Below are 21052 nucleotides of genomic sequence, written 5' to 3' on the forward strand. Positions count from 1 at the left end.
GATGCCTTTGGCGTAACTTTCCGCGATCACCACCGCCGAATGCCAGCCGATCATGCAGCCGGTCTCGATCCCCTGCAGCGGCCACACCGGCGGCCCGACTGGGCTCTCTGCCGTCATCCGGATCAGGCAGGAGACGAAGTCGGCGTTGCGCGCGGGTTGGACAAGGCTGAAGAAAGGATGGAGCGCGCGATACGTGTCCCACAGCGAGAAGGTCGAATAATTCTCCTGGCCGCGGGCCAAGCTGTGCACCGCCGTGTCCATGCCCCGATAGCGTCCATCGATGTCCGAGAAGAGCGTCGGCGCCATCATCGTGTGGTAGTAAGCCGTGTAGAAGATGCGCGCCTGCACATTGCTCGCGCCTTCGATTCGGACACGCGCCAGTTCGCGCTCCCATCGCGCCCGCGCACCGGTATGGACCGCATCGAAATCCCAACCCGGCAGCTCGGCATCGAGATTGCGGATCGCGCCGTCCGCGTCGACGCCGGACAGAGCCACCTTCACCAGCAAAGGCGCCGCGGCGGCATCGGGGAAATGCAGCACCGCCTTGAGGTCGGCACCCTCGACCGCTGTGGCGCCCGCAGGCAGATGCCGACCGTTGCTGTAGAGGCGGACGCTCGCGCAGGGTCGCGACAGCTTCATCGCGAAATGGATGATGCGGCCGTCCGCCCAGCCATGTACGCGCCGCGAGCCGACGATCAGATCGGGCGCGACCATGCGGATCGAGGCATTGGTGATGCCAGCGTCCTTCATCGCATAGTGAAGGTCGATCAGCAGATGCGGATTCTGGGCTCCCGCCGGGAAACGATAACGATGCAGGCCGACCCGATCGGTCGCGGTCAATTCGGCTTCGACCCCGCTTTCCTTGAGCAGAACCCGATAATAACCGGGTGAGGCGCGCTCATCGGCATGGGCGAAATGCTGCCGATAACTCCCGGTCGAATCGTCGATCGTGCCCGGATCGAGCAGGATCGGCCCGGTGCGTGGGCTCACCAGCACGTCGAACATATCGCCGACACCCGTTCCGCTCAGATGATTATGCGAAAAGCCGAGCATCGTCCGGTCGTCGCGATGATAACCCGAGCAGGCGTCCCAACGGCTGTTATCGGTCGTGGGGCTGAGCTGGACCATGCCGAACGGCACGGTCGCGCCGGGAAAGGTATGGCCGTGGCCGCCCGTGCCGATGAAAGGATCGACATGATCGCACAGGCCACCGCTGCCTGCCCGCTCGGCGCTCCAGCCCGCTTTCGCCACCGCCAGCGTCGCCGCCGTGGCCGCCAACACTTCGCGCCGCGTGACCATATGCCTCTCCCCGCCTTTTATGCGCCTGTGTCTATCGGGCCTGCGGCCGAAGGCTAGCGCGAATTGCGGGCATCAATGGGCGCGGGACTGCCGTCATTCTCAATCCTGCCGGCCGCGCCAATAATCGAAGACATGTTGCTGCAATGCGCGAACGAAAGCCGCCGCCTCGGGGCCTGTCCAGGCGCCCGGATGACCGCGCGCGGCAGAGCCGACCCACCAGCCCTGCCCGGGCAGCCGATCGGATTCGCGCACGACCAGCACCGCCAGCCCCGGCTCGCCCGCTGCCGCGCCAGCCTCATCGATCGCGTCGAGCGTCTTGCACACGGCGCGCATCTTGGGCCGGGTGAAGCGGTGGCCGAGTTCGCCCAGCAATTGCGAATAGCTGACCGCCTCGCCGGCGCGCGCCGCCGCGATCAATATCGCCCGGACCCGTACGACATCGGCGATCGATCCGGGCCCCTCGGTCGGGACGATACCTTCGGCTTCGAGCCATTCGGACAAGGTTTCGATCGCCACACCGCCTCCATATCCGGGACGCGGACCTCGCGCCATTGCGCCGACGGGCTTTGCGCCGTAGCATATGCGCCGGCCACAGGGTTGCGGGGGCAATCCGGCCGAGGGGGTATGCGATGCAGATTTCTCGTTTTGCGGTGGCGCTCGGCGCCTGCGCTGCGCTGGTCGCGATACCGGCTTATGCCGTGACCGATCCGGGCTCGAAGGACAAAAGCCTGACGATTCACCTGACCGGAAACGGCACCGATGGCGTCAGCTACCTGTTCGCGTCATCACAGGAAAGCCACATGCCCTGGCCCAGCAGCGGCAGCATGATGCCTTCGCCATCCGACGTTCCAGAGCTTTCGACCTGGATGACGATGGTATTCGGCTTCTTCGCGATCGGGATGATCCGCTACCGCGCGGTCAAGCGTGCGTCGTCGGACGAGCCTTCTACCAAGCCCGAATAACGCAAAAGCAGGATCAGGCCGCTCGTCACCAGGATGCCGGCGATCACGTCGACCAGATAATGATCCCCCTCACTGAGGGCGGAGACCATCATCAGCGCGTTCAATCCCAGCATGAACCAGCTCAGCAGCCCGGCATTGCGGTTCACGTAGGCGAATATGATCGCCAGCTCGGCATGATAGGACGGAAAGAAGACGATCCCCTTCATGCCGCCAATCTCGGCCAGGATCGGCCGCCCGCCCCGCAAAATCGTCAGATGCTCGCGCCAGGCCGGATCCTGCACCGCGTAGCGCGCGGTGATGCCGGCCGCGGGGAGAAAGGCGGAGATCAGGCAGGTGATGAGCAGCCCCAGCCAGGCGAGCCAGAACATCTCGCGGAAACGCCACATCTCCCGCGTCAGCGCGAACAGCACGCAACAGAACAGAACCTGTAATCCCATGCTGCCGTAGGCGATGGCCAGGACGGCGTGCAGCCAGGGGTGGCCGTTGACCGTAGCCACCCATTTCAGGCCGTCGAAACCGAGCCTCAGATCCAGCGAACGGAACAGACCGTCGCGCAACGGAAAGTCGGCGCGCGCGGCAAGATAGGTGAGCGGCGTCCCAACCACCGCGATCACGGTCCAGGCGAAGATCGTGTCCGCGATCGCGCCGATCGTGCGCAACCTTCCGATCATCCGGCATAACAAGGCGACCGCACCGGGGATCACGACTTGCAGACCCACAATCGGGCCCAGATTGACGCGGAGGCCGATCAGCAGGCCCCAGACGAGTTCGATCAAAGCGGTTGCGAACAGGATCAGCGCGATCGGCGAGCGCGCGATACGGAGCGTCTCCGGCCAGATACGATCGAAGAAGGCGGGACGGGCTTCCTGCATTGTCGGATGCCCGCCCCCCCCAAACGCCGCCTAGCGCGTCAGCTTCTTGTAGGCGCCCGCGCCCGGCCGGTCGGCCGCGTCGCCGAAGCGGCGGCGCTTGTCTTCCTCATAGCTTTCGAAATTGCCTTCGAACCATTCGACATGGCCGTCACCTTCGAACGCGAGGATATGCGTGGCGAGACGATCGAGGAAGAAGCGATCGTGGCTGATCACCACCGCGCAACCCGCGAAATTCTCGAGTGCTTCCTCGAGCGCGCGCAAGGTCTCGACGTCGAGATCGTTGGTCGGCTCGTCGAGCAGCAGGACGTTGCCGCCCTCCTTCAGCATCTTGGCCATATGAACGCGGTTGCGTTCGCCGCCCGAAAGCTGGCCGACGCGCTTCTGCTGGTCGGGGCCCTTGAAGTTGAACGCGCCGACATAAGCGCGCGTCGCGACGTCATGCTTGCCGAACGTGAAGCGGTCGAGCCCGTCCGAAATCTCTTCCCAGACATTCTTGTTGGCGTCGAGATGGTCGCGGCTCTGGTCGACATAGCCGAGCTTCACGGTCGGTCCGACATCGATCGCGCCCGCATCCGGCTTTTCCTGGCCGGTGATCATCCGGAACAGGGTGGTCTTGCCCGCGCCGTTCGGGCCGATCACGCCGACGATGCCGCCTGGCGGCAAGGTGAAGGACAGATCGTCGATCAGCTTTTTGTCGCCATAGGATTTGGTCAGGCCGGTCGCCTCGATCACCTTGTGGCCGAGACGCTCCGGTATCTGGATCAGGATCTGCGCCGAATCCGGACGACGATCATTTTGCTTTTCAACGAGTTCGTCGAAGGCTCTGATACGCGCTTTCGACTTGGTCTGGCGTGCCTTGGGGCTCTGGCGGATCCAGGCGAGCTCCTGCTGGATCGCGGTCTGGCGCCCCTTTTCCTCGCGGTCCTCCTGTTCGAGCCGCTTGCCGCGGCCTTCCAGCCAGGCCGAATAATTGCCCTCGAACGGCAGGCCGCGGCCGCGGTCGAGCTCGAGCACCCAGCCGACGACATTGTCGAGGAAGTAGCGATCGTGGGTGACGAGGATGACGTTGCCCGCATAATCGATCAGGTGACGCTCCAGCCAGGCGACGCTCTCGGCGTCGAGATGGTTGGTCGGTTCGTCGAGCAGCAGCACTTCGGGCTTTTCGAGCAGCAATTTGGTGAGCGCGATGCGGCGCTTCTCACCGCCCGAAAGCTTGACCACCGACGCATCGCCGGGCGGGCAGCGCAGCGCTTCCATCGCGATCTCGAGCTGGTTGTCGAGCGTCCAGCCGTCGACCGCGTCGATTTTCTCCTGGAGCGTGCCCATTTCCTCGAGCAGTGCGTCGAAATCGGTATCGTCCTTGGGATCGCCCATCTCGGCCGAAATGGCGTTGAAGCGATCGACCATGTCGGCGACGCCACGCACGCCGTCCTTGACGTTCTCAAGCACGGTCTTGTCCGGATCGAGCTGTGGCTCCTGCGGCAGATAACCAACGCGGAAGCCCTCGGCCGCCCACGCCTCGCCCGAATATTCGGTGTCATAGCCCGCCATGATCTTCATGAGCGTCGACTTACCCGCGCCGTTGACGCCGATGATCGCGATCTTGGTGCCCGGCAGGAACTGCAGGTGGATATTGTTGAGCACCGGCTTGTTGGCGCCCGGGAAGGTCTTCGTCAGGCCCTTCATGACGAAGCTATACTGCACGGCCATGGGATGGCGTCTCCGCGGATTCGATGATGTGAGAAACTGTGAGCGCAGCCGATAGACGGACCGCTCGCGCTTGCCAACATGGGGATCGCGCTGGCGTTGCGCAAATCCCGGTTATGGCAGCATCGAAATACCGGCGCGTTGCCAAAGCCCGGGCGGATGGCCTAGCCAGCGCGCATGCGCATATTCATCGCCCCGCTCGCCGCCGCTTTGCTCTCCTCAACCGCACTCGCCGCGCCGCCGCCGGCCACCGGTTATGGCATTATCGAAGGACTGACGACCGAGGTCGGCCAGCGGCTCGCCGGTACCGAGGCCGAGGCGCGGGCACGCGACTGGGCGGTGGCGCACCTCAAGGCGCTGGGTTTCGCCAACGTCCATGTCGAGCCGTTCGACATGCCAGTCTGGGTGCGCGGCGCCGAAACCGCCGAAGTGGTAGCGCCCTTCCCGCAGAAACTGGTGCTCGCCGCACTGGGCAATAGCGGCGCGACGCCCGAGGCCGGGATCACTGCCGAGATTGTCGGCTTTCCGAGCCTGGAGGCGCTCAAGGCCGCGCCCGATGCGGCGGTGAAGGGCAAGATCGTATTCGTGTGGCACCGCATGCTAGCCACCCAGGACGGCTCTTCCTACGGCACCTATGGCGCGATCCGCTTCTCCGGCGCCGCGATCGCGTCGAAAAAGGGCGCGGCGGCGATGCTGATCCGTTCGATCGGGACCGATCACCACCGCGTCGCGCATACCGGTGTCACCGACTGGGGCGACGGCGTGAAACCGATCCCCGCCGCGGCGCTGACCGTGCCCGACGCCGAGCAGCTCGAACGTATCCTCGCGCGCGGCAAGTCCGTGACACTCCACCTCACACTCACGCCGCACATGACGGGCACGCATCAGTCGGGCAACGTCATCGCCGAGGTGCCGGGGACCGATCCATCGGCGGGTATCGTGCTGATCGGCGGCCATCTCGACTCTTGGGACCTGGGAACCGGCGCGATCGACGATGCGGCCGGCGTGGCGATCACCACCACGGCGGCCAAGTCGATCCTCGACGGGCCGCGCGGCAAGCGGACGATCCGCCTCGTCTGGTTCGGCGCGGAGGAGCCGGGCGGTTTCGGCGGCCTCGCCTATGCCAAGGCGCATGGCGGCGAGAAGCACGCCTTGGCCGCCGAGGCCGATTTCGGCGGCGACAAGGTGTGGGGCTTCCGCGCGAGCCTCGCTTTGCCCAAATCCCCGCTGCGTGACGATCTTACCGCCAGGCTCAACCTGATCGGGGTCGAGCCCCGCCCCGGCGCCGCGCATGGCGGGACGGATGTCGGCCCGATGGTGGTCAAGGGCACGCCCGTGATCGATCTCGAACAGGACGGCACGCGCTATTTCGAGATCCACCACACTGCGGACGACACGCTCGACAAGATCGATCCGGTGCAATTGGCGCAGGCGATCGAGGCATGGAGCATAATGCTGCGCACGGTCGTTGATAGCGACGATCCATTGGCGCCCTTGCCGCCCCGACAGGAGCAGGAATGAACGCGCGTTATTTAGCTCTGACCCTGATGATCGCGGCCCCTGCCGCCGCGCAGACGCCGCCGGACAATGTCGAGATCCGTGCGGCTGCGCAGGCCTTCGACGACGCCCAACTACATGGTGACCGTGCGGTGCTGGAGCGGATGCTCGCGCCGGATTACCTGCTGGTCCATGGGTCGGGCCGGATCGGCGACAAGAAAGACTTCATCGACGGCTTTACCGACCCGAACGCGCATCTTGAGCCGTTCGACATCAGCGATCGCCTGTTCATCCGCCCCTCGCCCGACACCGCGATCGTCGGCGGCGAGGCGTGGGTGCACGGCACCGATCACGGCAAGCCTTTCAAGCAGCATTTCCGCTATTCGGACACGTTCGCCCGGCGGAACAGCCAATGGATGGTGGTCTATACCCAAGTGACCCCCTTGCCCGCCCAATGAGCGACGCCTGGATCAAGACGCTCGCCGAAGCGATCGCGCCTTTGCCCTTGCCGGCGACCGCGAAGTGGCCCGAGGGCGAGCCTTACCAATGCCTGCTCAACCAGCCAGGCGCGCAGCTATTGATCTTCACGCCGCGCGGCACCGATCACCAAACCGAACATACACGCGACGAGGCCTATATTTGCGTTGCCGGCACCGCGACGCTGGAGATCGAGGGCAAGCCGCAGCCCTTCGCGGCGGGTGATCTCGCCTGGATACCGAAGAACGTCCCGCATCGTTTTATCGGCATGAGCGAAGATTTCGCCACCTGGGTCGCCTTCTTCGGCTGATCACCTGTTCGCGCCCGGACAGGGCGCATTTCGAAAATGACCGGATTCGGACAACCGCACATTGGTGGTTTCCGCCACATATTAGCGAAAATCATGGCTCTGCCTGCATTTAAGCCTGCATTCAGGCTCTGCGGGCCAATTGGCACGACCCCTGCAAAGCTGATGATGACACGGCGGGATAGGCCCGCCGACAAGAATACGGATCAAGACGATGACCAACCAGACCGCCCCCGCTGCCGCCCGCGACAACCTCCTGGGCGTCTGCCACACGATCGGCGATACGTTCGGCTTCAACCCGCTCTACCTGCGGCTCGTGCTGCTGGTCGGCGTGATGCTCAATGCCGAGATCGCAGTGGCCGCTTATGCGGTGGCCGGGATCGCGGTCCTCGTCGCCAAGCTGGCGACCCGGTCCAGCAGCAAGCGCGCGAACACCCGCACCCTGATCCACGCCTGATGTTTTAGCGGTCTTCCGGCGGCCCCCTAGGCCGGAACCGCCTGTAGGATCCCCACGAAGCCAAGACCTTGATCGGTTCAGGCTTTGCCTGAAGCGTGAATCAAGGTCTCAACATTATAAGAGCCTGATTCACGCCATCAGCGGAAGCGCTCTGCGCTTCCACCAAAGACGATCAGGCTCTGGCTTCGTGGGGATTTCCTTTATCGCATCGCTTCGATCAGGCTGCTGATCGAGACGAAGGCGAAGGCAACCGAGCTGTCGGCCACGCCATAGGGCAGGAAGATCAGGTCGCCATGGCGCATGCCGCCGCAGCTATAGACCACGTTGGGCACATAACCCTCGCGATCCTCATCCGCCGGCGACAGCAAAGGCTGGCTCATCCGACCGATCAGCTTCGACGGATCCTTCTTGTCGAGCAGGACCGCGCCGACCGAATATTTGCGCATCGCACCAACGCCGTGGGTCAGCAGCAGCCAGCCTTCCTCCAGCTCGATCGGCGAGCCGCAATTGCCCATCTGGACCATTTCCCAGGGATATTTGGGCGTCAGCAGAAGTTCGCCCTCGCCCCACTGGTCCAATTTGTCGGAGCGGAGCAGGAACACATTCTCGCCGTCCTGGCGGCCGATCATCAGATATTCGCCGCCCACCTTGCGCGGAAACAGCGCCATGCCCTTGTTGCGCGCCGCCGGCCCGCCCATCGGCATGAGCGTAAAGCTGCGGAAATCGCGCGTGCGCAGCAGTTCCGACCGGATCGTCGCGCCATTATAGGCGGTGTAGGTGCCGATCCATTCGACGCTGCCGTCGTCGTGCGTGAATTCGACCAGCCGCATATCCTCCAGCCCCTTGGACTGGGCGGCGGTCATCGGGAACAACACGGTGCCCGAAAGCGAACTGTCGGCGTGACGATGGACCTCGATCGCGCCGTTGCCGACCTCGATCGCGCTGTCGGCGGCGGTGGCGAAGGGCGGCTCGGGCATCAGTTCGACGGTCGGGCCGGGGCCGAGAATGCCCTCGCGGAACGAAACCGAGGAGATATGCCCCTCGCCGACCGCGCGCAGTGACATCGCGATCCGGACCGCGCCCTTGGACAGGCCCGACTGGTCGGGGTGCGGTATCACGCTGGGGTTCATCAGCGCTGCGGCGGCATAACTATATTCGTGGCAGAAATAGGCGCCGATCAGCTGCTGCTTGATCTCTGATATCTCGCCGCCGTCGAGCGCCAGCGCCTGCTCGATCTGCGCATAGCGCGTCATGAACACCGATCGAGTCTGCCAGTGGCGCGCCTCGAAATCGCGCAGCACCAGTTCCAGCTCGATCTCCGCCATCTCCTCATCGAGCGCGAGCACGGAATCGACGATGCGGCGGACGCGGCCGGGCCGGCCGGCGGACGAACTCGCCTCGATCGGGATATGGAACGGGCGCACCACGACCCGCGCCGGATCGGCCGACAGGCGCAGTGGGTGATGGATTACATCGAGCAAACGGATACCCCGGCGGCTGTCGTTGAACGTCTCGCCGGAATCCCCCCCGGCGCAGATGCGTTATTCCGGTACGCGACCGGCAAAGAAAGCCCTATTCGACAACGGGTCGCCGCAAACGCACTATCTTACAAGGCCGGTCCGTATCTGAGCCGGCGTGGTCCCGGCATTGGCCAGTGCTTTCGTCATCGCGGTGCAGACGAATTGGAAGGCGAGAATCGATTCGGCGCCCTGGTTCAGATTGACCCGGTCGCTCATCAGCCCGTCATAACAGCCGCCATCGGCCACGGTCGCGATCGGCAGGCTCAAATCGTTCTCACCCAGATACCAGCCGTGCGCGCGCCACGCCGCATCCAGCCAGCGCGTGTCGCGCGTCACCTGGTGCGCGAACAGCATGGCATCGACCGTCGCCCACGCCTCGAGCGGCTGCTGATCGAACGGCAGCGGATCGGCATAGGCCCGGCCGAAACTGTCGGTACCGACCGCACGGAACTGGCCGTCGCCATTGGTCTGCTTGGCGTCGAGCCACGCGAGCGCGGCCAAGCCTTCCTCCATCATCGCCTCATCGCCGAGCAGCTCGCCCGCGCGCATCAAGGCTTCGGGCAGGCGGGCATTGTCATAGGCCAGCACCGGTTCGAACCAGGTCCAGCCGTCGCGGCGCTCACGGCGCAGCTCGGCCAGCAGGCACCCGCCGAAATCGCGCACCAGCGTCCAGGCGACCGGATGGTCGCGATGCTGGCGCAGAACCGCATCCGCGCCGAGCAAGGCGAAGGCCCAGGTGCGCAAGCTGCTCAGCGACAGCGAATGGGGTGCGACCTGATCGAAAAGGTTGAGCGCCCAGCGGCGCATGTTGGGATTGCGCGACTCGGCCGCGGTCGCGCCGATCGCCCAGAGCGACCGGCCGAAACTGTCTTCCGAGCCTTCGGCTTCGAGCCACTGGCGGTCGAAGCCCATGAAATTGCGGAAGCGACCGAGTTCGCCGTTCCAGGCATGCTGGACGAACGCGCCGTAAATCGTCGCCAGCTGATCGGCGCGGACTTCGTCGTCGCCATCGAAGCGATGCATCAGCATCAGCGCGCGGCAATTGTCGTCGACGCAATAGCCGTGATTGCGGTCCGGCACGGCATAATTGCTGTGCTGGATCATGCCGGTCGCGTCGGTCATGCGCTGCATCGCCTCGAGCCGCGGCCTGGCGGCGACGCGATCGATCGTGCGGACGCGCTGGATCCGCACCGGGCGCTTGCGCACCGCTTCCTCGCACAAAGCGAGGTAGGATTCGGCGAGCGCGCTCCACACCATCGAACGGCCCGCCGAATAAGCGCGATTGGCCATGTCGGCGAGGCGCGCCGGATCGTCGAGCAAGGTGATGATTTCTTCGGAGAAGCGGCGGCTCTCTCCGAACGGCACCACAACACCGCCGACCGCACCGAGCAACTCGACCGCATGCCAGTAAGGCGTCGACACCACCGGCTTGCCGAGCGCGACCGCATAGGCCAGCGTGCCGCTCGTTATCTGCGTCTCATTCAGATAGGGCGTGACATAGATGTCCGCCGCTTCGAGATAATCGAGCAGCGCTTCCTGATCGAGGAAGCCGTCGATGAAACGTACCGCCTGGGCGACACCCAATTCCTCGGCGAGCGCCTTCAGGCTTTCGCGATAGGTTTCGCCCTCCCGCGCCACCAGATGCGGATGCGTCGCCCCGAGCACGACATAGAGCGATTCAGGATGCGCCGCGACGATCGCGGGCATGGCGCGGATCATCGTTTCGATGCCCTTGTTGGGCGACAGCAGACCGAAGGTCAGCAAGACGCGCCGACCGCCGAAGCCGAACCGTTGGTGCACGTTCTCCGGCTTGACGAACGGCCGGTCGGGCACGCCGTGCGGCACCACCGCGATCTGGTTCCAGGAAATGCCATGAACGCGGACGAGCAGCTCGCGCCCCTTTTCCGCCATCACGATCAGCTTCGCCGCGCGCCGTGCCAGCGCTTCGATCACCGCACGCTGATCGGCGTTGGGCTGTTCGAGCACGGTATGGAGCGTAACCACCACCGGCGCATCGACGCGATCGAGCAGGCGTAGCAGCATCGCGCCGGCCGGACCGCCGAAAATACCATATTCATGTTGAACTAAAACGACATCCGCGCGGCTGTCATTTATCCGCTGCGCCGCAGCGCGATAGTCGTTCAGATCTTCCTGCGCGATCGTGCACGACACTTCCGGGCCATAGGCATAGGAGCCGCCGGGATCGTTCATCGCATAGAGATCGATACCGATTTCGGGAAACGAGACGTGCAGCGCCTGGTAAACGTCGCGGGTGAAGGTGGCGAGGCCGCACAGGCGCGGAGGGCTGTTGCCGATCAGAGCAATACGCTTGATCCTGGTAACCCCGGCAGAGCCCGTCATCATCGATCCTTCTTTCAGTTCTTCCGCTGATACCCCGGCTGGCACAACTCCGATTAGATGTTCGGAGCACCTTAAAGCTGGTGTTCCTGAACAAATCTTCAACGTCTAAAAGGTTGCAGAAATTATGCTGCACTGCAACAAAATACGCCAAGGTGAGTTAGGCCCGCGCTAAATTCAGCGTTGACGGGCAAAACCGGCACGCTAATGGAGCCTTCGGGACGGCATTCGGGCCGGGCCCAGAACGATTACGTGGAGCAGCTCGAATGAAGAAGGTAGTCTTTGTTCTCGCCGCTGCCGGCCTGATGTCTCTGGCCGCTTGCAGCAAGCAGACCCCGGCGGAGAACGCCACCGACGCGAGCGCGAATGCGCTCGACAACGCCGGCGAGAACCTCGAGGACATGGCCGACAACACGTCGAACGATGCGGCTTCCGCCGCTCTCGACAACGCGGCGGACAATGCGCACTCCGCAGCCGACGCGGTCGAAGCCAACAAGCAGTAATCGTCCCCCGCCTTCGCGGCGGTACCGGTTAAGAGACGGGCGTCCGGTAACGGGCGCCCGTTTTCTTTTGTGGCCGCAACGCCGCGGGGTGACGCAGCCGCCACGATCGGGCTAACGAGCGCGCACCATGACGACCCTGACCCTGTTCAACAGCCTCAGCCGCAGCCTCGAACCGTTCGCGCCGTCGGACGGAAATACGGCGCGCGTCTACAGTTGCGGGCCGACCGTCTATAATTTCGCGCATCTCGGCAATCTGCGCGCCTATGTCTTCACCGACACGCTGCGCCGGACCTTGCTGTTCAAGGGCTGGGACGTCCGCCACGTCATCAACATCACCGATGTCGGCCATCTGACCAGCGACGCCGATGCCGGCGAGGACAAGATGGAGCTGGCCGCCGCCGGCCTGGGCAAGGATATCTGGGAGGTCGCGGCCTTCTACACTGCCGCCTTCAAGCGCAACCTCGCCGATCTCAATATCCTCTCCCCGACCATCTGGTCGGTCGCGACCGATCATGTCGCGGAAATGATCGCCTTCGCCGAGAAGATCGCGCCGGATCATTGCTACGAGATCGAGAGTGGCCTCTATTTCGATGTCTCGACCGTGCCCGATTACGGCCGGCTCGCCCGCAGCGTGTCCGATGAGGGCGAAAGCCGGATCGATCCGGTTTCGGGGAAGCGCAACCCGCAGGATTTCGCGATCTGGCGCAAATCGCCGTCGGGCGAGCAGCGCCAGATGGAATGGGATTCACCATGGGGCCGTGGCGCGCCCGGCTGGCACCTCGAATGCTCGGTGATGAGCCTCCAATATCTGGGCCCTGAGCCGTTCGACATCCACACCGGCGGCATCGACCATCGCGAGATCCACCATCCCAACGAGATCGCGCAGAACCAGGCCTATTGCGATTGCAGCGCCGAGCAGCCCGGTTTCACCGGCGCACGCTTCTGGCTGCATAACAACTTCCTGGTCGATCGCTCTGGAAAGATGTCAAAATCCGGCGGCGGCTTCACCACGCTCCAGTCGCTGATCGATGCCGGCGTCCACCCTCTCGCCTATCGGCTTTTGTGCCTCTCTTCGCACTACAGGTCGGAACTTGAGTTCAGCGGCGATGCAGTATCCTCAGCACTCACCCGCCTCAGGCGGATAGTGGCTGCCATCGAAAAGCTCAAAAAGTCGGCCCAACGAACAGAGTGGCGCCCTTTCGAACATTTCTCTCCTCCTCCGCCTATTAGCAGCCACCAAGATTCTATCGTGGATGAGGACGATTGGTTTGATTTTACAGGCGTTCTTACGGAGTTTGATCAAAAGGTCAGCAATGATCTGAATACACCGGCGGTAATGCCTTTGCTGGAAGAGGTACTCGTAGATCCGGTATTGGTGGCTGATAATAAGCTTCGCCTGCTCGCCACGATGGATCAGGTCGTTGGACTCAATCTGCTGAATCTGACGCGCGCAGACCTTCGTGTACGACCGGCTACTGCTACCCTCACGCCCGAAACCATCGAAACCCGCCTCGACGAACGCCAGCAGGCGCGCGCGGCCAAGGATTTCGCCCGATCCGACGCGATCCGCGACGAGTTGATTGCTGCCGGGGTCGAGGTGATGGACGGCGATCCGCTGCGCTGGGAGTGGCGCGTCTCGCTCTAGGCCAAGCCAGCCTGCACCCGCCCCAAGCAGGCTTATCCTTGCCAATCGCCCCCCTATCCGCGAAATGCGCGGCGAGGAAAACGTAAGATGGCGACGAACTGGACTCCCGAAAGCTGGCGCAACCACGAGGCGCGGCAGCTCCCGAATTATCCCGATCCGCAGGCGCTCGCCGCGGCCGAGACGGAGTTGCGCCGCTTTCCACCTTTGGTGTTCGCGGGCGAAGCGCGCGCGCTGACCGCCGAACTGGCCCAAGTGGCCGCGGGCAAGGCCTTCCTGCTCCAGGGCGGAGACTGCGCCGAAAGCTTCGCCGAATTCCATCCGAACAACATCCGCGACACGTTCCGCGTGCTGCTGCAGATGGCGGTCGTCCTGACCTATGCGTCGAAGCTGCCGGTGGTGAAGGTCGGCCGCATGGCGGGCCAGTTCGCCAAGCCGCGCTCGTCCGACGTGGAGGAGATCGACGGCGTCTCCCTGCCCTCCTATCGCGGCGACAACGTCAACGACATCGCCTTCACGCCCGAGGCGCGCCGCCCCGATCCGGAACGGATGATCAAATCCTACAGCCAGTCGGCGGCGACGCTCAACCTGCTGCGCGCCTTCGCGCAGGGCGGTTATGCCAACCTCCAGCAGGTTCACGCCTGGACGCTCGATTTCATGGGCCGTTCGGCCTGGGCGGCGCAATATCAGCAATTGGCCGACCGCATCGGCGAGGCCTTGAGCTTCATGGCGGCGTGCGGCGTCAATCCGGAGACGGTGCCGCAATTGCGCGCGACCAGCTTCTACACCAGCCACGAGGCCCTGCTGCTCCAGTATGAGCAGGCCTTGACCCGCCAGGACAGCCTGACCGGTGATTGGTACGACACCAGCGCGCATATGTTGTGGATCGGCGACCGCACCCGTTTCGTGGGGTCGGCGCATGTCGAATATCTGCGCGGCGTCGGCAATCCGATCGGTATCAAGTGCGGGCCGAGCCTGGAGGCGGACGATCTGCTGCGTCTGCTCGACACGCTCGATCCGGCGCGTCAACCCGGCCGCATCACGCTGATCACGCGCTACGGCTACGACAAGATCGAAGCCGGTCTGCCCGCGCTCGTCCGCGCGGTGAAACGCGAGGGCCGCCCTGTCGTGTGGAGCTGCGATCCGATGCACGGCAACGTCGTCAAGGCCGCCAACGGCTACAAGACGCGCCCGTTCGAGCGGATACTGGCCGAGGTGCGCGGTTTCTTCGCGGTCCACCGCGCCGAGGGCACGCATGGCGGCGGCATCCATGCCGAGATGACCGGGCAGAATGTGACCGAATGCACCGGCGGCGCGATCGCGGTGACCGAACAGGGGCTGGCGGCGCGCTATCACACGCATTGCGATCCGCGGCTCAACGCGAGCCAGAGCATCGAGTTGGCCTTCCTGCTCGCCGAAATGCTCAACCAGGAAATGCGCGAGCGGGAAAAGGACGCGGCCTGAATCGCGGCCGCCGGCGCTTCTAGGGCAAACATCGACGCCGACGACCGCTTGTCCGAATATTTACGCTGTCCTGCCTGAACGGCGGCACAATCGCCGTTACAGCTTGTGTTCAGCGCCGCGACAGGCATTTGCGTGCTAGATGCGGGGCGAAAGGGTCTGAATCGTGAAGCTTTTTGCCGCCCTCCCCTTGCTTGCCGCGATCGCCACGCCCTGTCTGGCGCAGAACGCCGACACCGCGCCGCTGCCCTCCGGCATCGTCAGCCTGACCCCCGAACAGCGCGAAGCCGCGCTTGAGGCCGGTGCCACGCGCGCCGCCGCCGATCTGTCGGGCGGCGCCGGCGATCGGCGCGTCCATGGCGAGATGGGGGTCGAGGTCGGCACCGGCGGCGAACGCGCCATTTATGGCACAGCGGTGGTCCCGATCGGTCAGAATGCCGTCGCGGCTTTCTCCTATGAGCAAGGACAGGACGCGCGCTGGAAAGGCAGGCGCCATGTGAGCCCACAGCCCACATCCGGCCAGCCCGCACCCGACGGGGACAATCCGCTCTAAATCGTTCGGTTAAGAAGCAGCCGATCCGGATTAAGATTAGCGCCTCGTTAACCAACGCCATTTACCTCTGGGTCATCGCCGCGATTGGCAGCGGCTTTGGCGCGGAGTGTTAGCGTATGTTCCAGGATTTCTATGCGGGCGGCATCGGCGGCCCTGACGTCACGTCTTTCTACGATCGTGGCATCAACTGCGGGATGGCCGACCTCGTCGAGGCGCACAAATGGTTCAATCTCGCCGCTTTGTCCGGCGACGTCCGCGGCGCGGCTGCACGCGCCGACCTCGCACAGGAAATGGAAGCGCGCGAGATCGCCGAAGCGCAGCGCCGCGCCCGCACCTTCGTGCGCGAGCGCAGCCTCTGACTTTGCTCAGCTCTCGATGAAATCCAGATAGGCGACGACATCGTTGCTCGTCTGGAGGAACAGCCCGTCCTGGACCTCGGCCGGCTGTTCGGCCGCGACCGCCAGCGCTTCCGCCAGCGTCCCGTAGAGCAGGGTCGCGGCCGCACCGCTGTCTCCATCCAGATGGTAGAGCCGGACTGCGGCGTCATCGAAAACCGTGCGCATGACGCCCGCCATGCCGCCCCTGTCGGCCGGGGACAAGCCCGTGGCGACCAATCCACAGATTGGTCCATTTCGCGTCTTACCGGCGCGCTAACCAACCGCCCGCGAAATTCCTTAAGCCTGCCTTGGATAACCCGTCCGGACTTGCGGCCGCCCACGCCGCACGACGGGGAACGGGATATGAAGCGAATAGCCGGAGCCGCCTTTCTGTGCGCGGCCGCCGTCACCGACACGGCCCAGGCGGTCGCCGCAACCGGCGGTAACGCGCCTATGGCCGCCGCCGCTTATGTCGTTACCGCGCCGACCGCGCACGTAACGCTGCCAAGCAACAGCCCGGTGATCGTGCAGGTAACCGACCAGATCAGCTCCAGCGCGCTGCACGCTGGCTCCAAGGTCAACCTGGCGGTGGTTCAGGATGTGAAGGTCGGCGACACTGTCGTGATCCCGGCCGGCGCGCGCGCCGAAGCGGAGATTTCCTGGCGCACCGGCCGTGGCGCATTCGGCAAATCGGGCAAGATCGAATTCGATCTGCGGCGCATCGACCTGGCAGGCCGATCGGTAACGCTTTCGGGCCATTATCGCGTGGAAGGCAATGGCGCGCCCCTCGCCGCTGCCGCGACCGTGGTTGCGGTGGGCCTGCCCGGCATCTTCGTGACCGGGCATAGCGCCAGGATCGAGCCGGGCACCCAATTCACCGCCTACACGCAGGAAAGCCTGGTGGTGGAGGTTTCGCCGCAGACGATTGCCAGGCAGAATGCCGCCACGCAGCGCGCCTCCCATCGGGCATCCGGCGGATCCGTGCAGGTCAATGAAGGGCGCAAAGCGGGACACGACGACGCGATCGTCGTGCCGATGTAAGCCCGGCGTTTCGCCCGGCTACAGCCGCGCGATCAGCGCCATCGCCCCTGCCGGCGCGCGGAGCTTGGCGCCGTTGATCATGAAGACGAAGGCGTCGCGCGCATTGCCCACGCTGGCGGCGGGCGGATCGATATAGGCATAGCCGTCGGGCGCCTGCCCCGCAGCCCAGGCCTTCGCCGTCGCCGCCCAGCGGTCGAGCGCTTGCGGAGAATAGCCGGTCGGCTCCTCCTCGCGCGCATTCTGTAGGCGGGCATAGGTGAAACCGGCGGTCAGATCGGCGAATTGCGGGTATTTGTCCGCATCCGCGAACACGATCGCGGCATTCGCCTTGCGCGCCAGCTCGACCAGCACCGGCGTGCGGAAGCTTTCGTGGCGCGGCTCGATCGCGTGGCGCAGCAGCACGCCGCCGACGCTCTTGGGCAGCATATCGAGGAAGCCGCCGAAATCCTCGGGATCGAACTGCTTGGTGCCGGCGAATTGCCACAGGATCGGGCCGAGCTTGGGACCGAGTTCGGCGAGGCCCTGATTGATGAATTTGTCGATCGACTCCGCGCCATCGCACAGCACGCGGCGGTTGGTGCAGAAACGCGATGCCTTGACCGCGAACACGAAATCGTCGGGCGTGCGCTTCGCCCAATCGGCCCAGGTGGCGGGCTTCTGGGTCGAATAGAAGGTGCCATTGATCTCGATGCCGGTGACGTGGGTGGAGGCATATTCGAGCTCGCGCGCCTTGGCCCAGCCTTTAGGATAGAAATTGTCGCGCCACGGCTCGAACGTCCAGCCACCGATGCCGACCCTGATCCTGCCGCTCATGCTTTCCCTCCCAGCACGGCGGCATAAGCCGCCGGATCGACGTTCGATCCCGAGCCTATAATCACGGTATCGCCCGCGATTGGCAGCAACTTGCCCGCCAGCCACGCCGCGAGCGCGACCGCCCCGCCCGGCTCGACCACCAGGCCGAGACCGAAGGCATAGCGCATCGCCGTATGCACCTCCGCCTCGCTCGCCCACACGCCGCGCGCACCTGCGGCCTGCAGCGTGGCGAAGGTCAGATCGGCGACGCGCTTCGTCTGGAGCGCGTCGCACGAGGTGAACGGCGCGTCGGCCGGCACTTCGACGATGCGACCCAACGCAAGCGAGCGGCCCATATCGTCCCAGCCCTCCGGTTCGGCGACGACGATCTCCGTGTCGGGCAAGGCCAGAGCCAGCCCCGCCGCAAGCCCGCCGCCGCCGCACGGCGTCACCACGCGGGCGGGTGCGTGCCCGAGTTGCTCGGCAATCTCGAGGCCGGCCGTGCCCTGCCCTTCGATCACATCGACGTCATCGAACGACGGCACGAGCACCGCGCCGCGTTCTTGTGCGAGCGCGGCGGCGATCGCCTCGCGGCTTTCGGTGTGGCGGTCATAGAGGATGATCTCGGCCCCCAAAGCCCGCGTCGCGTCCATCTTCACCGCCGGCGCGTCGGCCGGCATCACGATCGCCGCCGGCATGCCCAGCATCTTCGCGGCGCGGGCGACGCCCTGTGCGTGATTGCCCGAGGAAAAGGCGACCACACCCGCGGCTTTTCCGGCCGCCCCGATCTGTGCCAGCCGATTGTACGCGCCGCGCAGTTTGAAAGCGCCGCCGATCTGGAGCGATTCGCATTTTATCCACAGGCGGCCCTCGCCTGAGGCGACGGGAAGCAGCGGCGTCCTTGTCACAATTCCCGCGACCCGATTCGCCGCCGCAATCACACCTGCGAGCGATACCGTTCTGTCTTCGTTATAACCCTGATTTTCCACGCTTTATCCTGCAATTCCGGAACCAAGAATTTTGTCGTGCGATTGCAACTTTACAGGGGGGACCCCCGACCCTATGTACGCCCTCCGCTGCCCCATGGGACTTCCACCGCAAGGCAGTTTTTTTCAACTGTAGACCGCAGGTTTTCCTGCGGCATCGGAGGTCCCTTGAATTGCACAAGCATCATAGCGCGCTGGGGCTAGCTGCCACCCCAAACAAGGCCTCCAACAGCCTTGCCATCGCTAAGGAGCGCCCGGTCCAGCCGGTCACGCTCATTCGTCCGCACGCCGCACAGCGCGCGGCCCGATTCTTCGTCGAGAAGTTTCAGGGCAAGTCGCTCTATGCGGTCAAGGCGAACCCGTCGCCGGAGCTGATCAAGCTCCTGTGGGAAAGCGGCATCACGCATTTCGACGTCGCCTCGATCGCCGAGGTCCGTCTCGTTGCACGCATGGCCCCCGGCGCCACGCTTTGCTTCATGCACCCGGTCAAGGCCGAGGAAGCGATCCGCGAGGCCTATTTCACGCATGGTGTCCGCACCTTCTCACTCGATTCGCTCGAAGAACTCGAGAAGATCATGCGCGCTACCGAGCAAGCGACCGACCTGACGCTTTGCGTCCGGCTGCGCGTGCCGTCGGATCATGCCAAGCTCAGCCTCGCCGCCAAGTTCGGCGCTGAACCGCACGAGGTGAAGGCCTTGCTGTTCGCCGCCCGCCAGGCGGCCGACGCGCTCGGCATCTGCTTCCATGTCGGCAGCCAGACGATGTCGCCCCAGGCCTATGTCCAGGCACTCGGCCGCGTCCGCAACGCGATCGTCGATGCGGCGGTCACGGTCGACGTGATCGATGTCGGCGGCGGCTTCCCGTCCATCTATCCTGGCATGGAGCCGGCCCCGCTCGAGGCCTATTTCGACGCGATCCACAATGCGTTCGAGGCGCTGCCGGTCAGCTATTCGGCCGAATTGTGGGCCGAACCCGGCCGCGCGCTCTGTGCCGAATATGCGAGCCTGCTGGTCCGCGTCGAACGCCGCCGCGGCGACCAGCTCTACATCAACGACGGTGCCTATGGTGCCCTGTTCGATGCGGCGCATGTCAACTGGCGCTTCCCGGTCGAGCTGGTGCGCGACGAGGTTTCGGACACCAAGGACATGGCGTTCAGCTTCTACGGCCCGACCTGTGACGATATCGATCATATGGCGGGGCCGTTCATGCTGCCGGCCGACATCCAGGCAGGCGATTATATCGAGATCGGCATGCTCGGCGCTTATGGCTGTGCGATGCGCACCGGCTTCAACGGCTTCACCGCCGGGGATACGGTCGTCATGGCCGACGAGCCGATGGCGAGCGCCTATGTCGAGGCGCTGCCGGAACGGGCGCGTCCTTCGAACGTCGTCAAGCTGTAACAGCCACGGCTGATTGAGATTGGAAGGTCGGGCGGGATACCGTCCGGCCTTCTGCTTTCGGGTTTCCGCGTCCCCATCAACGACGCCGGTTCATTGTGCATACGGGGACAATTCCCATGACCGACCAGATCAACGACACCCGCAAGGCGGAGCTGCTCTCCACAACGGTCGAGCATATCGACATCCGCAGTTACGACGCGCGGCCGATCATCGACGCGATGGGCAAGATGAGCTTCACCAGCCGCGATCTTGCGCGTGCGACCGGCATCTACAATGATATGCTCAAGGACCCCGACTGCACCATCTTCCTGGTGATCGCGGGTTCCACGTCCGCCGGCGGCTGCATGGATGCCTATGCCGAGCTCGTCCGCTCGGGCATGGTCGACGCGATCGTCGCCACCGGTGCCTCGATCGTCGACATGGATTTTTTCGAGGGTCTTGGCCACAAGCATTATCAGGCGCTCGAAGTGCCTGACGACGACACGCTGCGTTCGCTGCTGATCGACCGCATCTATGATACCTATATCGACGAGGAGCAGCTTCAGGACTGCGACTTCACGATCAACAAGATCGCTAATTCGCTGGAGCCGCGTCCTTATTCGAGCCGCGCGTTCATCCGCGAGATGGGCAAATATCTCGTCGAGCACGGCAAGAAGGAGAACAGCCTGGTCAAGCTCGCCTACGAGCATGACGTGCCGATCTTCTGCCCGGCCTTCACCGATTCTTCGGCCGGCTTCGGCCTGGTGAAGCACCAGGTCGAGCGGATGAAGGCGGGCAAGCCCTACCTGACCATCGACGCCGTGGCCGACTTCCGCGAGCTGACCGACATCAAGCTGGCGGC

22 protein-coding genes are annotated in these 21052 nt (G+C 64.4%); 13 read left to right on the top strand and 9 right to left on the bottom strand.

All coding sequences use genetic code 11. From position 1 onward, the window contains the following. Both VK533_RS05520 and VK533_RS05525 read right to left on the bottom strand, forming a co-directional pair. Nucleotides 1–1299 (bottom strand): GH92 family glycosyl hydrolase (locus VK533_RS05520; protein WP_324375781.1); only part of this gene is annotated, 1299 nt, incomplete at its 3' end. Nucleotides 1300–1398: 99 nt separating this feature from the next. After that, nucleotides 1399–1809 carry a ribose-phosphate pyrophosphokinase gene (locus VK533_RS05525; protein WP_324375813.1) on the bottom strand — a complete coding sequence of 137 codons (411 nt, stop codon included), beginning with the start codon at nt 1807–1809 and terminating at the stop codon, nt 1399–1401. 119 nt (nt 1810–1928) lie between these two features. Between VK533_RS05525 and VK533_RS05530 the strand changes: the two genes are divergently transcribed. After that, nucleotides 1929–2261, top strand: a complete 333-nt coding sequence (locus tag VK533_RS05530) for a hypothetical protein (protein ID WP_324375783.1) — start codon at nt 1929–1931, stop codon at nt 2259–2261. Here the strand turns inward: VK533_RS05530 and VK533_RS05535 are convergent. Beyond that, on the bottom strand, nt 2207–3133 hold the full coding sequence (locus VK533_RS05535; protein ID WP_324375785.1) for a phosphatase PAP2 family protein: 927 nt from the start codon (nt 3131–3133) through the stop codon (nt 2207–2209). The two genes, VK533_RS05530 and VK533_RS05535, sit on opposite strands and share 55 nt — an antisense overlap. 30 nt (nt 3134–3163) lie before the next feature. Then, entirely contained in the window at nt 3164–4843 is a 1680-nt protein-coding gene (gene ettA / locus VK533_RS05540) for an energy-dependent translational throttle protein EttA (RefSeq protein WP_324375787.1), read from the bottom strand. A gap of 174 nt (nt 4844–5017) precedes the next feature. On the opposite strand from ettA, the gene VK533_RS05545 reads away from it, so the two are divergent. The 4 genes from VK533_RS05545 to VK533_RS05560 all read left to right on the top strand — a co-directional run bounded on the left by VK533_RS05545 (nt 5018) and on the right by VK533_RS05560 (nt 7578). Beyond that, nucleotides 5018–6361 carry a M28 family peptidase gene (locus VK533_RS05545; protein WP_324375789.1) on the top strand — a complete coding sequence of 448 codons (1344 nt, stop codon included), beginning with the start codon at nt 5018–5020 and terminating at the stop codon, nt 6359–6361. Then, a complete protein-coding gene (locus tag VK533_RS05550; protein WP_324375791.1) occupies nt 6358–6795 on the top strand; it encodes a nuclear transport factor 2 family protein in 438 nt (145 codons plus the stop codon). Before VK533_RS05545 ends, VK533_RS05550 begins: the two co-directional genes overlap by 4 nt. Further along, the gene (locus tag VK533_RS05555) at nt 6792–7124 is read left to right on the top strand and encodes a cupin domain-containing protein (RefSeq protein WP_324375792.1); all 333 of its coding nucleotides are present in this window, start codon (nt 6792–6794) and stop codon (nt 7122–7124) included. Before VK533_RS05550 ends, VK533_RS05555 begins: the two co-directional genes overlap by 4 nt. Before the next feature lie 211 nt (nt 7125–7335). After that, complete coding sequence (locus tag VK533_RS05560) at nt 7336–7578, top strand: PspC domain-containing protein (RefSeq protein ID WP_324375793.1); 243 nt, start codon at nt 7336–7338, stop codon at nt 7576–7578. A 200-nt stretch (nt 7579–7778) separates the two neighbouring features. On the opposite strand, the gene VK533_RS05565 is transcribed toward VK533_RS05560, so the two are convergent. Then, nucleotides 7779–9059 carry a glycoside hydrolase family 130 protein gene (locus tag VK533_RS05565; protein ID WP_324375794.1) on the bottom strand — a complete coding sequence of 427 codons (1281 nt, stop codon included), beginning with the start codon at nt 9057–9059 and terminating at the stop codon, nt 7779–7781. A 120-nt stretch (nt 9060–9179) separates the two neighbouring features. Then, nucleotides 9180–11462, bottom strand: coding sequence for a glycosyltransferase family 4 protein (locus VK533_RS05570; protein ID WP_324375795.1), 2283 nt, complete (start codon nt 11460–11462; stop codon nt 9180–9182). Between the two features lie 260 nt (nt 11463–11722). Here VK533_RS05570 and VK533_RS05575 point away from each other — a divergent pair, with 260 nt between their 5' ends. The 5 genes from VK533_RS05575 to VK533_RS05595 all read left to right on the top strand — a co-directional run bounded on the left by VK533_RS05575 (nt 11723) and on the right by VK533_RS05595 (nt 15974). Then, complete coding sequence (locus VK533_RS05575) at nt 11723–11959, top strand: hypothetical protein (RefSeq protein WP_324375796.1); 237 nt, start codon at nt 11723–11725, stop codon at nt 11957–11959. Nucleotides 11960–12086: 127 nt separating this feature from the next. Further along, nucleotides 12087–13604 (top strand): cysteine--tRNA ligase, encoded by a 1518-nt coding sequence (gene cysS, locus VK533_RS05580; RefSeq protein WP_324375798.1) that lies wholly within the window; start codon nt 12087–12089, stop codon nt 13602–13604. Between the two features lie 87 nt (nt 13605–13691). Then, entirely contained in the window at nt 13692–15065 is a 1374-nt protein-coding gene (locus VK533_RS05585; RefSeq protein WP_324375800.1) for a class II 3-deoxy-7-phosphoheptulonate synthase, read from the top strand. Nucleotides 15066–15228: 163 nt separating this feature from the next. After that, entirely contained in the window at nt 15229–15615 is a 387-nt protein-coding gene (locus tag VK533_RS05590; protein ID WP_324375802.1) for a hypothetical protein, read from the top strand. 116 nt (nt 15616–15731) lie between these two features. Further along, entirely contained in the window at nt 15732–15974 is a 243-nt protein-coding gene (locus VK533_RS05595; RefSeq protein WP_324375804.1) for a hypothetical protein, read from the top strand. A 6-nt stretch (nt 15975–15980) separates the two neighbouring features. Here the strand turns inward: VK533_RS05595 and VK533_RS05600 are convergent, their stop codons facing one another. After that, nucleotides 15981–16178: a hypothetical protein gene (locus tag VK533_RS05600; RefSeq protein WP_324375806.1), complete on the bottom strand. Its 198-nt coding sequence runs from the start codon at nt 16176–16178 to the stop codon at nt 15981–15983. 177 nt (nt 16179–16355) lie between these two features. Between VK533_RS05600 and VK533_RS05605 the strand changes: the two genes are divergently transcribed. Continuing rightward, nucleotides 16356–17033: a hypothetical protein gene (locus VK533_RS05605; protein WP_324375808.1), complete on the top strand. Its 678-nt coding sequence runs from the start codon at nt 16356–16358 to the stop codon at nt 17031–17033. An 18-nt stretch (nt 17034–17051) separates the two neighbouring features. Here VK533_RS05605 and VK533_RS05610 read toward each other — a convergent pair whose 3' ends face one another. Beyond that, the gene (locus VK533_RS05610) at nt 17052–17846 is read right to left on the bottom strand and encodes a DUF72 domain-containing protein (RefSeq protein ID WP_324375810.1); all 795 of its coding nucleotides are present in this window, start codon (nt 17844–17846) and stop codon (nt 17052–17054) included. Beyond that, nucleotides 17843–18736 (bottom strand): threonine ammonia-lyase, encoded by an 894-nt coding sequence (locus tag VK533_RS05615; RefSeq protein WP_324375814.1) that lies wholly within the window; start codon nt 18734–18736, stop codon nt 17843–17845. The genes VK533_RS05610 and VK533_RS05615 overlap by 4 nt, the downstream gene beginning before the upstream one ends. Nucleotides 18737–18984: 248 nt before the next feature. On the opposite strand from VK533_RS05615, the gene VK533_RS05620 reads away from it, so the two are divergent. Further along, a complete protein-coding gene (locus VK533_RS05620) occupies nt 18985–20211 on the top strand; it encodes a type III PLP-dependent enzyme (RefSeq protein ID WP_324375811.1) in 1227 nt (408 codons plus the stop codon). A gap of 116 nt (nt 20212–20327) precedes the next feature. Continuing rightward, the coding region (locus VK533_RS05625) for a deoxyhypusine synthase family protein (RefSeq protein WP_324375812.1) at nt 20328–21052 on the top strand (725 nt) is incomplete at its 3' end.

Source organism: Sphingomonas sp. (genome assembly GCF_035317925.1).
Lineage (GTDB): Bacteria > Pseudomonadota > Alphaproteobacteria > Sphingomonadales > Sphingomonadaceae > Sphingomonas_I.